The following is a 12,322-nucleotide window of genomic DNA, read 5'->3' on the forward strand; positions in this document are numbered from 1 at the left end:
AAAAAACTCCAAATGACATACTCTTCCAAATCATATAAAATAAATAAGACAATTTGAACTATTATCTCAGTACAAAATTATTGCATCACATGTTAGGCAATACTCAAAAATTTAAGGAGGAGTGAACTTGATCAAATCCCGCAGTCCTAAATTTATCCTTGCATCCTTGCTTGCGGCCAGCCTGGCAGCCCTGCCATTCACGGCGTCTGCAGCAGACACGAGCAGTGCAGCAACCGTAGAACTCCGCATTATGGAGACGACCGACCTCCATGTGAACATCGTGAACTACGACTATTTTGCGGATAAGCCTACCGATGAGTACGGCTTGGCCAAGACCGCCACGCTGATCAAGCAAGCGCGTGCGGAAGCGAAGAACAGCTTGCTGATCGACAACGGTGACCTGATTCAAGGGAATCCGCTGGGCGACTATGTCGCGACGGTAGACAAGCTGCAAGAGGGCGAGACCCATCCGGTTTACAAAGCGATGAATTTGCTTGGTTATGATGTCGGCAACTTCGGCAACCACGAGTTCAACTACGGTCTGGATTTCCTGAAGACGGCGGTAGCAGGCTCGGATTTCCCTTATGTCAACGCCAACATCTATTTTGATGACAAAGATCAAGACCCTTCGAACGACAAAAATGTCTTCACTCCGTACATCATCCTCGATAAAGAGGTGACCGACAGCACCGGAGCGAAGCACACGCTGAAGGTTGGCGTGATCGGCTTCGTGCCGCCGCAAATTTTGTCTTGGGACAAGGCGAATCTTGAAGGGAAAGTTATCACGAAGGATATCGTAGAAACTGCAAAGAAATTCGTTCCTGAGATGAAAAAAGCAGGCGCAGACCTCATCATCGCGGTACCGCACTCCGGCTTCGAGGACATTCCGCAAACCCCGCTGATGGAGAATTCCGTCCTCTACCTGAGCAAGGTGGAAGGCATCGACGCGATCCTGTTCGGTCACGCGCATAAGGTGTTCCCGGACGCTTCCTTCGAAGGCAAAACCGGCGTCGACCTGGCCAAAGGGACGATCAACGGTGTTCCTGCCGTAGAACCGGGATATTGGGGCAACAACTTGGGGATCATCGACCTGACGCTGGAGAAATCCGGTGATACTTGGACGGTGAAGAATTCCAAAGTCGATGTGAAGCCGATTTACGATACGGAGAATAAGAAGCCGCTGGTAGATGCCGACCCAACGATCTGGGACGCGATTAAAGAGGACCACGAGGCTACCCTGGAATACATCCGCGGCCCGGTGGGCAAGACAACGGCTCCAATTAACAGCTGGTTCGCCCTGATTCAGGACGATCCTTCCATCCAAATCGTGACCAACGCGCAAAAATGGTACGTCGAGAGGCATCTGCAAGGCACGGAATACGAAGGATTGCCCGTACTGTCGGCAGGCGCTCCATTTAAAGCCGGCGGACGTCAAGGCGCGAACTACTATACGGATATTCCTGCCGGGGATATCGCGATTAAGAACGTAGCCGACCTGTACCTGTACTCCAACACAGTAAACGCTGTGCTGGTAACCGGCGCCGAGATTAAGGAATGGCTCGAATGGTCCGCCGGACAGTTCAACCAAATCGATCCGAACAAAACGGAAGAGCAAGAATTGGTGAACTACGATTTCCCTACGTATAACTATGATGTGATCGACGGCGTAACGTATCAAATCGACGTGACGCAACCGGCGAAATACGATGCGAAAGGCAACTTGGTCAATGAAAAAGCCAGCCGGATCGTGAATCTGTCCTATAACGGCAAGCCGATTGATCCTGAGCAAAAATTCGTTGTCGCCAGCAACAACTATCGCGCGTCGTCCAGCAAATTTGCGAACCCGGACGGCAAGCGCATCATCCTGGCTTCGCCGGATGAGAACCGCCAAGTCATCATCGACTACATCCGTGAGAACGGCACGATCAACCCGACGGCAGACGGCAACTGGTCGCTCGCTCCGTTCGGTAACGCCAACGTGACGTTCGAAACTTCGCCAGCCGCTAAGGAAGCCGCTGCGAAGGCCGGCAACCTGGAGTATGTAACTAATACGGAAGACGGCTATGCCAAGTTCAAGCTGAGCTCGGCCGCGGAGTCGGTGAACCCGACTCCGGAACCAACGCCAACGCCAGAACCGACACCGGAACCTGCACCTGCACCAACACCGGCCCCTACGCCGAAGCCTGAACCTGCTCCTGCAACTGAGAAGGACATCGTCCACATCGTGAAGAAGGGTGACACGTTGTACCACATTGCACTGGAGCACGGCACGACGTGGCAAGCACTGGCCAAGTACAACAAACTGAAGAATCCGCACTTGATCCGGATTGGACAGAAGATTTTGATTCCGGTGAAGAAATAAGAACAGCGGTTTAAACCAAAAGCAAAAGCCGCCTCCTGTAGGTCGTCATCCGACCCGCCGAGAGGCGGCTTTTCTTGATAGGTGCGCACACCTACAATTTCACCGTCTTGTTCAGCTCCGCTTCCGTTTCCTTGCCCGTCAGCTGGGAGAACATGCGCTTGATCACTTTGACGAGATTGCCGGTTTCCCAATATTCCGCCGCTTCAGCCTTCACTTTGATCAGGACTAGATTCGGATCGTCGCTGGTCGTATGTAGGAACTTGGCATAGGCGGCGTTCCAAAACTGCTTAATCTTCTCCCGGTCGTTGACCACCTCCGCCGTCCCGCGTACCGATACGTAGGAATCCCCAACGTACGACACGTTCACATGAGGATGATCCTTCAGCTGGCTGTATTTATCCGTCTCCTCTTTGGTGAGGAACCACAGATCCCCGTCAAATTCGACTTCCTGGGTTTTCATCGGACGCGCCACCAGCCCTTCCTTCGTCACCGTGGTCAGCATCGCGATGTCGATGCCCTTGATCAATTTCCGCACCGTCTCCACCGCTTCTTGGTGCGCCGTCTGGTTATTTGTCACTGTCATGTCTGTTCACTCCGTTTAGGTTATTTTTTCTTACCTGTTGTTAGATTGAACAGAACTTCTAAAAATAACCGCTAATCACGCTCCCGAGCTAACGGACCTCATTGGCGCTATTTATCCATTTCCCGAGAATTTCCCGTTGTAACGGACTCCAAGTACCTTATTGGGCTCTTTTTCTCATCATTCGAGTTCATCTTTGGCTAATAACGCCCCGTGAGTCCGTTAGAGCTGCGAACATCCCCTGCAAGGACATTTAACGTCTCTGGAGTCCGTTAGCTCAGTTGCCCATCCCAAAAAATCCCCCTGACAACACCTCTGTCCGGATTACATACACGAATAACATTTTTACTCTTGCGTTCCGCCCGTCAATCCCCGTACGAACGCCTCGAAGTTCGGCGCGAGAGGAGTGGCCTTCTTGCTGGCCTTCTCAACGTAAACCACCTCCGGCTCGCCAACGTTGGTGGATTCCCGATAATCAAGCATCACGACCCCGGTGTCAGACGGCGTATCGCAGAGGACCACACCGAATTCGGGATATCCTTCCCGCTCGATCGTGGCACGGCTTCCGGCTGCCCCGCACAGGGAGTGCGGTTTTTCCCGTCCGATGCCCATGATTCCCAGAATCTCGATGGTCTCGCCGGTTTGAGTCCGGAAGTATCGGTTCCGAGGGATTCCACCATTATGCACTTTCATCAGGTTCACATAAAAAGCCGGCAACCGGAAAACAAGTGACTCCTCCACAGACTCGACCAGCGCATCTGTAGGTGGCGCCGAGACGTACTTCTCTGCCGCAGGATTGTCATCGTCCCAGAAGCCCTCCGCGTCAAAATCCCCTTCGAAAACGACCGGTTCCGCCGCGATTTGCTCGCCCTCCGAACCCTTAGCTTCCGCCGCTTCAGACGCAGACGACTCCGATGTTGCTTCCTCGTCCCCAGCCTCGCCTGCAGCTGTCTTCTCTTCGATCCAACTCAAGAACTCCAACGTATCCTCGTCTCCCGGCTCCAACCGATCTGCCGTCTCAAACGCGATCCGCGCTTCGTCATACCGATCCAAATAGTAATACGCCAAGCCGATCCGATAATGCCACAACGGGTCATCCTGACCCTCATCAGCAATCTTCAGGAATTGCTCAACCGCCTCTTCGTACCGTTCCAGATTATTCAGCGCACGCCCCAAATGGCTGATCAGCTGATAATCTCTTTCTTCCTCCGGCACGTCCATGACCGCTTGAACGATCTTTTCGTATTCATCCTCTTCATGCCACGTTTCCAGCTGTTCCAATAGCTCTTCTCTCATTGATTGGCCTCCCAAGCGCATTGTCCATAAGAAAATTATACCATTCCCGGGACATGCATCACCAGCGAAGCCCATCGGAGTTGAAATGTTGCCCGTCTTAACTTTCTGCTAACCAATTCTCCGCCTCGGCTTGGCTGGCAAACACCCGAAGAGTATTCCCCCGATGGGACTCTGCGAGCAGGTCCTTCATCCGGCCTTTAATGAGGCTCCCGTCGGCAACCACAAGGGCAGTCCGAAGCGAGAAGTTCACAAATTTCTGCAGAATTTCTCCGGCCAATCCCGTTCTCAAGTTGAAAAAATCCTCGGACAACGCCTCAGCATAAACAATGAGCCGTCCGGCGTTGTGCTCGATGCACGCTTCGATGAGGCGAATCGCGTCCTGCCCGGTGGCGATCGGCGGTTCGGCAGACGTGACGACCACGATGGTTTGGTTATTTTTCTCCACAACTTGATAGTTCACAGGTTTCTCCCCTTTCTTATTCGAACGAATCCCCAAATCCTCGCGAAGTTGGCGGATCCAGTCCAGCTCACTCCGGTATTGCTCCAGAACTCGGCCATGGATTTGATCCCAGAGATAGGCTTCCCGAGAGGTACGGCGTGGTGAAAACTCTCCCCGGCGGAGCTTCTCCTCCTCTGCGGCAAGCTGTAAATATAATTCGTGCTCATACCCCGTAAGGAGGGCGTCCAGTTCGTCTTCCCCCAACGAATCCGCCCAGGCGAGGCGCACGAGGAAGGTATTTTTGAACTCCGGCAGCTCCGGCGGTGACAGTACCCAAGCTTTCAACGCTTCCCGCCCGGCTTCGGTAATCGTATAGATCTTCTTCGATGGAGCACTGTCTTGATGCTGGACTTCATTCGTCACCCAGCCCTCCTCCAGCAGCTCGACTAACGCCTTGTAAATTTGATTGTTATTGCCCGACCAAGGCATAAACGGTGAATCCTGAATGATCTTCTTCAAATCGTAACCGGTCAGAGACCGGGCGCTCAGCATCCCCAAAATCGCGTAATTAATCGACATGTTGCTCACCTCTGTTTTGTTTAACGTATGTTAATAGTAACATATGTTTTCTAAAACGCAATAGTCTAGGGTAAGGCGTAGGGGGAGAAGAAACTGGGAGAGCTAAGAAGACGAAGGGTGCTCCGGTGGCTAGTAGAACTAATTGGTGCGGATGAGCTAAGGGACAGGAGAGCCGCTATTGGAGCAAAATAGGTTGGCTCCTAATACTTAACGGACTCCACAGACCTTATTCAGGTTGGTTTGGCCAAATTCTTGCCTGTACCCGACTCATAAAGGCACTCCGATCCGTTAAAACGGGAAATCGCCGGGAAATTGAGCAATAAGGACATTACGGTCCGTAGCTGAAACGTCGGCTCGATGTCGTATCCCCGCCATACATTTCTGGATGGGGGACTCCATTTTTGCTATACTAAGACTATGAAAACCACGATAACTACACCTAATCCGGAACCAAAGCTTACGAAAAAAGGGAGAGAAACGCGCAGCCGCATCATCGCTGCCGCTGCTAAACTGATGTTCGAACGCGGGGTCGCGGGGACGAGCGTGGAGGATGTGCAGAAGGAGGCGAAGGTCAGCTCCTCGCAGCTTTATCATTATTTTAAGGAGAAGCGGGATCTGGTGCTGGCCGTCATCCTATACCAGACCGAGCAGGTGTTAGGTGCACAAGAACCCTTGCTCAGCCATCTGGACAGCATGGAAGCCCTGCAGGCCTGGCGTGACGCCGTGATCCAATCGCAGATTGACCGGAAGTTTCAGGGCGGATGCCCCATCGGTTCATTGGCCAGCGAGCTGGCCGATATGGAACCAGCGGCCCGGTCTGCGCTGGCTTCCTGCTTCCTGCAATGGGAGCAGGCGATTAGCCAAGGGCTTCGTGCGATGCGGGATCGCGGTGAAATGCGCGCTGACGCCGATCCGGACCGGCTGGCACTGGCGCTGCTGACGGCGCTGCAAGGCGGACTGCTCATGACGCAGGTTCGCAAAGATATCTGCGCACTAGAGGCCGTGCTCGATGCGATGCTGGAGCATATCCGCTCCCATCTGGTCTAGAAACCACCCAGAAATGAAAATACGATATGAGGTACTCAGAAGGAGGGAAATTCGCCGTTTTCATCCCCCCGCAACCGGCGGAAAGCGCTTGGTTGCGGGGTTTTTGCGTTTTCGGGCCGGGGCTCGCCAACAAAATAAAAAAATGGAGTTGACAATCCAAAAAAATCTAAACCCGCTGGGGGAAACCGTGAACCTCTTCGACAAGCTGTCCCAAGGTCCGGTTGTGCTGACCTTTCAGAACATCTTCCTGAATCAGTTCAATCTGAATCTGGCGGAATATAACGCCACCAACCTTTGGATTCTGCCGATTCCGTCTACGTTTATGATCGACGAGTCCGGCATCATCCGCTCTGCCTATGTCGAACCGTACTTCATGAAACGCCCCGATCCGGAGAATATCCTGGAGCGGTTGAGACAGTTGTAATCATCGCCTTAGGATCGACGTTGCGACCATGTTCCGGTTGGTCCTGGTGCCCCTCCCTCGCCATGTCAGACGAAGGGCGTTCAGAATCACCAAAATCACGCTGAACTCATGAATAAACATCCCCGAGGCTAAATAAATATGCCTCGTTAATACCCCCGCCAGCAACAGAACCACGACCGTGATGGCAAACGATACGTTTTGCTTCATATTGCGGACCGTACGCTTCGCCAGCTGGCGGGCATATACGAGCTTATCCAGCCGGTCAGCCATAATGACCGCATCCGCAGTCTCTATCGCAATGTCCGTCCCCGCACCTCCCATCGCCAGCCCGATGTCCGCGGCGGCTATAGCCGGCGCGTCGTTGATGCCGTCTCCAAGCATCGTCACACGTCTGCCCTGCCGTTGCCATTCCTGGATCAACGCCACCTTATCTGCCGGAAGAAGCCCGGCGTGCACCTGGTCAATCCCAAGCCGGTCCGCAACCTGCTGAGCGGCATGCCGATTGTCGCCGGTCAGCATCACCACTCGCTTCACGCCTTTCCGCTTGAGCCCTTGGATCGCTTCCTTCGCTTCGGCACGAATCGGGTCTGTGATGGCGATAACGCCAATCAACATGTGGTTAACCGCGGCACATACCACCGTACACCCGCGCTTCTCTTGACGTTCTGCCTCGTCCCATACCTCCTTGCTTATGGACACGCCTTGCTGCTCCAACCACTCCCGCTTCCCGACCCGAACCGTCTGTCCACGAACCTCACCGCAAATCCCGCTTCCTTTGTGTACCTCCACCTGCTTCGGTCGATCCGCCGGCTCTACCTTCCGAGCCTTTGCCGCATTTACAATCGCTTGTCCAAGCGGGTGCTCCGAGGCCGCTTCCACTGCAGCCGTCAGCTCCAACAGCTCACGTTCCTGCACGCCGCCGTAGGTGTGTACCGCAACCACGGAAGGGTTCCCCTCCGTTAATGTCCCGGTCTTATCGAACGCAACTACCTCCGCCCGGGCCAGGTTCTCCAGCACCTCCCCGCCTTTGATCAGCAAGCCGTTTGCGGCGCCGTTTCCCAATCCGGCAACCATTGAGACCGGTGCGGAAATCACCAAAGCCCCCGGGCAAGCGATCACCAGAAACGTCAGAGCGAGCTCGGGATTCCGAGAGACGAGGAACACCAGTACCGCCAACAGCAGCATCCCCGGCGTATAGTAGGAAGCGAACTTGTCCAAAAACCTTTGCATCTTCGCCTTAGATTCCTGGGCTTCTTCCACCAGCTCAATAATTTTGGCAAAGGTCGTGTCCTCCCCGACCTGCTCGGCAATGACTTCCAAGTAGCCCGTATCCACGGTCGTTCCGCTGAACACCCGGTCACGGACCTGCTTACCGACGGGTACCGGTTCGCCGGTAATCGCCGCCTCGTTAACGAGGGCTTGGCCGGAAGCGACCTGGCCGTCGACCGCGATCTTGCTGCCGGACGACAGAAGCACCCGGTCCCCGCGCACCACTTCGGACGCGAGCACCTTGACCTGAACGCCGTCCCGCAGGACGATGGCTTCCGCCGGGGCCATATCGATCAGGGCTTTCAAGGCGGAGCGCGTCTTGCTCAGCGTAATGACCTCGAGGTATGCCCCGAGCCGGAATAAGAAGGCCACCGCAGCCGCCTCGACGTATTCGCCGAGGATGATCGCACCAATCATCGCGATCGTCACCAATAGCTCGATGCTGAAGACGCGTATGAGAAGCGAACGAACAGCTCTCACTGCGATCGACCAACCGGATATCGCCGAGGCCAGCAGCAGCGCGGCGCTTCGGGCCACCTCCCATCCCAGGAGGTGGAACAACCCGGCCAGGGCCAGCAGAAGCCCCGACGCCAACAATGCCGCCACTTTACGAGGCTTGGCCATCGCCACGCCCTCCTCCCGCCAGCACTGGATACCCAAGCTTGGCCAGCATGCTCTGAAGCAGCTCCTCCTGCACCAGGCTCTCATCGAACCGGGCCTTTACCTGGCTGGAGTGGAACAACACTTTGACTTCCTGTACCCCCGGCTGTTTCGACAGCGCGCTTTCGATTTTCTTGATGCAGCTTGGGCAGGTTAACTCTTCTACTTTCCATTTGACGGTAATCATTGGACATATCCCCTTTCGGTTATCGATGGCTTCATCGTAACTCGGGAACCAGGGGCATTCCTTGATTCGCGTCAATTTGAGGACGACCTAGAGACCAGAAGACCCCGCGCCAGCCGACCAGCCGCGACGGATTGATCCGGGATGCTAGACCTCGCGATCATTGATCGGGATGCCATCACTCGCAACGGATTTTTTCGAGATGCCTCCTATTGCGACGGATTGATTGGGATTCCGCCTCTCAAGTAAGTGTAACGCTTGTGACAAACGCTATTTGCGCCAAAATAGGCTGTTTCCAAATGTAACGCTTGCCTAGCACTCTATTGGGTCCATTTTCCGTGTTCCGCGGCGTATTTTCCGTCCATAAGCACGCTGACAAGCGTTAGAACGCCAGCCCCCCTGTTTTTCGCCAAATAAGCTTCGTGGTAAGCGTTAGCGTAAACAAGTTCCTCCCTTACCAAAAAAATATTTTAAATTAGCTATTGCCCTCCGAATCAGTTCCTGCTAATATTAAGGAGCATGATTTTTGGAAAGGTTGTATTCAATATATCGCGAGTCTTTCCAAGCAGATAATTTTTTGACCACTTCTCTCTGGGAAGTTAAGGCCATACGGACAGCCGGGTCAAATGCCGATTGGCAACTTAGTTGCCTTATTGATTGAGTTAAAAGCTCAAATTTTATAAGTTGGTTACTTTACAACCAGTGCATAATGCACATCAACTTGTGAAACGGTCAATAAGAGTGGTAAAGGCGAATTATTTGCTAAATAGACTCTGATCAAACATGATATATTGAATATTAAGAATTCCAGTGCGTGCGTTCGTACGAAGCCATTTCGTGCGGCGATGAAGACGGGCGTTCGTCCGTTGTGATGGAGCATTTCTTAATATTGACTATATCAGAAGCAAGTGATGCGCGGGTTATGCGTTCAATCACTTGCTTTTTTTACGTTTCACACCACTATTGTCAAATTATTAAAGAAGGTAGGAGATGGACAAATGGGAAAAGCACTAATCATCGGCTGCGGCGGCGTGGCTTCCGTGGCAATCCACAAATGCGTACAAAACAGCGAGGTATTTGAAGAAATCTGCATCGCCAGCCGCACCAAGTCGAAATGCGACGCCCTGAAAGCGAAGCTGGACGGCGGCAAAACGAAAATCACGACAGCTCAAGTGGACGCTAACAACGTCGAAGAGCTGATCGCGCTGATCAACGAAGTTAAACCGGACATCGTGATGAACCTGGCTCTGCCGTATCAAGATTTGACGATCATGGAAGCCTGCTTGGCGACCAAGACGCACTATCTGGATACCGCCAACTATGAGCCGGAAGATACCGCGAAATTTGAATACAAATGGCAATGGGAATACCGCGAGCGCTTTGAGAAAGCCGGCATCACCGCACTGCTGGGCAGCGGCTTTGACCCTGGCGTAACCGGTGTATTTTCCGCCTATGCGCTGAAACATCATTTTGACGAAATCGAGTACATCGACATCCTCGACTGCAACGCCGGCGACCACGGCTATCCGTTTGCGACGAACTTCAACCCGGAGATTAACATCCGTGAAGTGTCCGCGAAGGGCAGCTACTGGGAGAACGGCCAATGGGTCGAAACTGAGCCGATGGAAATCAAACGCGTCTACAACTTCCCGGAAATCGGGGAGAAAGATATGTACCTGCTGCACCATGAGGAAATCGAGTCCTTGGCCCTCAACATTCCGGGCATCAAACGGATCCGCTTCTTCATGACGTTTGGTCAAAGCTACCTGACCCACCTGAAATGCCTCGAAAACGTCGGCATGACTTCGATCGAGCCGATCGAATTCGAAGGCAAGCAAATTGTGCCGCTGCAGTTCCTGAAAGCCGTCCTGCCGGATCCATCTTCGCTGGGACCGCGCACGAAGGGCAAAACGAACATCGGCTGCATTTTCAAAGGGAAAAAAGACGGCAAAGATAAAATGTACTACCTGTACAATGTCTGCGACCACGAAGAATGCTACAAAGAAGTTGGCTCCCAAGCCGTAGCTTACACGACGGGCGTTCCGGCCATGATCGGCGCAATGATGATCATCAACGGCACTTGGAACAAACCGGGCGTTTACAACATCGAAGAGTTCGATCCAGATCCATTCATGGATGCGCTGAACAAGTGGGGCCTGCCTTGGAAAGAAAGCTTCAATCCGGTACCGGTTGATGCCTATCCGGATGAGGAAGTCGCCGAAGAGCGCAAAGAAACGGAGTACATTAGATAATATGCGCTTCGAGGAACTGCCAACACCTTGTTACGTGGTCGATGAGAAACTTTTGGAGCAAAACCTGAAGATCCTGGCCGGGATTATGGAACGGACGGGTGCGAAGATTATTTTGGCGCAAAAAGCATTTTCGATGTACACGACCTACCCGCTGATCGGTAAATATTTAAGCGGCACGGCGGCCAGCGGCTTGTATGAAGCTCGGCTCGGCCGCGAGGCGATGGGCAAGGAGAATCACGTCTTTGCCCCAGCCTACCGGGAGGATCAGATCGACGAAATCATCGAGCTTTGCGATCATGTGATCTTCAACTCGTTCTCCCAAGTGGAGAAATATCGCGATCGGGTGCTGGCGGCTGGCAAAAAAGTCGGCTTGCGCATCAACCCGGAATGCTCCACCCAAGTAGGCCACGACATCTATAACCCTTGCGCGTATGGCTCGCGGTTTGGCGTGACGATCGAGCATTTCCGCCCTGAGCTGCTGGATGGCATTTCTGGCTTTCATTTTCATACCTTGTGCCAGCAGAACTCAGACGATTTGGTCACGACGCTGGATGCGGTGGAAGAGAAGTTTGGTCCATGGCTGTCGCAAATGGAATGGATCAATTTCGGCGGCGGCCATCATATCACGCGCGAGGACTACGATATTCCGCTGCTGGAAGCGTGCATTCGGCGGATGCAGGACAAATACGGCTTAGAAGTGTATCTGGAACCGGGCGAAGCGGTGGCGCTGAACGCCGGTTACCTGATCACAACAGTGCTGGATACGATGAAAAACGGCCTGGATATCGCCATCGTTGATGCCTCGGCCTCCTGCCATATGCCAGACGTGCTCGAGATGCCGTACCGTCCGCCGCTGTTTGGATCGGGCGAACCTGGCGAGAAGCCATACACGTACCGGCTGGGCGGACCAACCTGCCTGTCCGGGGACAATATCGGCGACTACTCGTTTGATGAGCCGCTGAAGCCCGGCGACCGTCTGGTGTTCGGCGACATGGCCATCTATTCGATGGTGAAGAACACCACCTTCAACGGCATGCCGTTGCCGGCACTCGTGTTGCAGCACAAGGACGGCGACTGCGAAATTTTGCATGAGTTTGGTTATGAAGATTTCAAAATGCGGTTGGCGTAAGGCGCCTCGATCGCTTAATCGGGGACTGCCCGGTCAGTGGACTGACGGGTGGTCTCTTTTTTTGTCCAAAACCATAATCCTGCACACCATTTCCATAGAAA

Annotated in this window: 10 protein-coding genes; 5 read left to right on the forward strand and 5 right to left on the reverse strand. The window is 53.5% G+C overall.

Features of this window, described 5'->3' with window-relative positions; genetic code table 11:
- Positions 1-127: 127 nt before the first annotated feature.
- Complete coding sequence (locus NSQ80_RS20885) at positions 128-2,362, forward strand: bifunctional 2',3'-cyclic-nucleotide 2'-phosphodiesterase/3'-nucleotidase (RefSeq protein ID WP_339300720.1); 2,235 nt, start codon at positions 128-130, stop codon at positions 2,360-2,362.
- 91 nt (positions 2,363-2,453) lie between these two features.
- Here NSQ80_RS20885 and NSQ80_RS20890 read toward each other — a convergent pair whose 3' ends face one another.
- From NSQ80_RS20890 to NSQ80_RS20900, 3 genes are all read right to left on the reverse strand, one after another.
- The gene (locus tag NSQ80_RS20890) at positions 2,454-2,945 is read right to left on the reverse strand and encodes a pyridoxamine 5'-phosphate oxidase family protein (RefSeq protein WP_009223445.1); all 492 of its coding nucleotides are present in this window, start codon (positions 2,943-2,945) and stop codon (positions 2,454-2,456) included.
- Positions 2,946-3,287: 342 nt separating this feature from the next.
- Positions 3,288-4,238, reverse strand: coding sequence for an SMI1/KNR4 family protein (locus NSQ80_RS20895; protein WP_339300722.1), 951 nt, complete (start codon positions 4,236-4,238; stop codon positions 3,288-3,290).
- Positions 4,239-4,335: 97 nt separating this feature from the next.
- A complete protein-coding gene (locus NSQ80_RS20900; protein WP_339300724.1) occupies positions 4,336-5,256 on the reverse strand; it encodes a DUF4180 domain-containing protein in 921 nt (306 codons plus the stop codon).
- A gap of 417 nt (positions 5,257-5,673) precedes the next feature.
- Between NSQ80_RS20900 and NSQ80_RS20905 the strand changes: the two genes are divergently transcribed.
- Both NSQ80_RS20905 and NSQ80_RS20910 read left to right on the forward strand, forming a co-directional pair.
- Complete coding sequence (locus NSQ80_RS20905; RefSeq protein WP_050769687.1) at positions 5,674-6,303, forward strand: TetR/AcrR family transcriptional regulator; 630 nt, start codon at positions 5,674-5,676, stop codon at positions 6,301-6,303.
- A 187-nt stretch (positions 6,304-6,490) separates the two neighbouring features.
- Complete coding sequence (locus NSQ80_RS20910) at positions 6,491-6,727, forward strand: hypothetical protein (RefSeq protein WP_339300726.1); 237 nt, start codon at positions 6,491-6,493, stop codon at positions 6,725-6,727.
- Here the strand turns inward: NSQ80_RS20910 and NSQ80_RS20915 are convergent, their stop codons facing one another.
- Together NSQ80_RS20915 and NSQ80_RS20920 are read right to left on the reverse strand one after the other, a co-directional pair.
- On the reverse strand, positions 6,728-8,620 hold the full coding sequence (locus tag NSQ80_RS20915) for a cation-translocating P-type ATPase (RefSeq protein ID WP_339300728.1): 1,893 nt from the start codon (positions 8,618-8,620) through the stop codon (positions 6,728-6,730).
- Positions 8,604-8,843 carry a heavy-metal-associated domain-containing protein gene (locus NSQ80_RS20920; protein ID WP_009223439.1) on the reverse strand — a complete coding sequence of 80 codons (240 nt, stop codon included), beginning with the start codon at positions 8,841-8,843 and terminating at the stop codon, positions 8,604-8,606. The genes NSQ80_RS20915 and NSQ80_RS20920 overlap by 17 nt, the downstream gene beginning before the upstream one ends.
- A gap of 995 nt (positions 8,844-9,838) precedes the next feature.
- Here NSQ80_RS20920 and NSQ80_RS20925 point away from each other — a divergent pair.
- Both NSQ80_RS20925 and nspC read left to right on the forward strand, forming a co-directional pair.
- A complete protein-coding gene (locus NSQ80_RS20925; RefSeq protein ID WP_323078243.1) occupies positions 9,839-11,092 on the forward strand; it encodes a saccharopine dehydrogenase family protein in 1,254 nt (417 codons plus the stop codon).
- Position 11,093: 1 nt separating this feature from the next.
- A complete protein-coding gene (gene nspC, locus NSQ80_RS20930) occupies positions 11,094-12,221 on the forward strand; it encodes a carboxynorspermidine decarboxylase (protein ID WP_009223437.1) in 1,128 nt (375 codons plus the stop codon).
- Positions 12,222-12,322: the final 101 nt, after the last annotated feature.

It is taken from the genome of Paenibacillus sp. FSL K6-2441, from assembly GCF_037964765.1.
Lineage (GTDB): Bacteria > Bacillota > Bacilli > Paenibacillales > Paenibacillaceae > Fontibacillus > Fontibacillus phoenicis.